The 350-nt window shown below is 45.4% G+C and carries 1 protein-coding gene; it reads left to right on the forward strand.

From position 1 onward, the window contains the following. Nucleotides 1-10 precede the first annotated feature (10 nt). Nucleotides 11-350: DUF859 family phage minor structural protein (locus tag HMPREF2917_RS10755; protein ID WP_256324276.1), on the forward strand; the 340-nt coding region annotated here is incomplete at its 3' end.

A 350-nucleotide genomic window follows, 5' to 3' on the forward strand; every position in this document is an offset into this window, starting at 1 on the left:
GTTCAAAGGGATGGAGGGCACTTACGGATCCACAATCAAGGCATTCCATGCTGAGGTCGTAGGTCAGAAGATGGCAATCACCTCGAATGGTGGCACATTCCAATTCTTCAAAAACTATGGCGATTACAATGTCGAAGCGTATGTCATTGATAGTCGTGGACTCAAGTCCAATGTTGTGACCGTACCAATCAAGGTGCTTCAATACTTCGCTCCAATGCTTTCATTTGAAGCGATCCGAGGTGGTGGAGACCAACAAACGATTGTCGTTCGAAGAACAGCCAAAATTGCACCGCTCATGGTCGATGGAGTGCAAAAGAATCCAATGAGGTTGAAATTCAAAGTAAAACCAG

Source organism: Streptococcus sp. HMSC061E03, from assembly GCF_001813505.1.
Lineage (GTDB): Bacteria > Bacillota > Bacilli > Lactobacillales > Streptococcaceae > Streptococcus.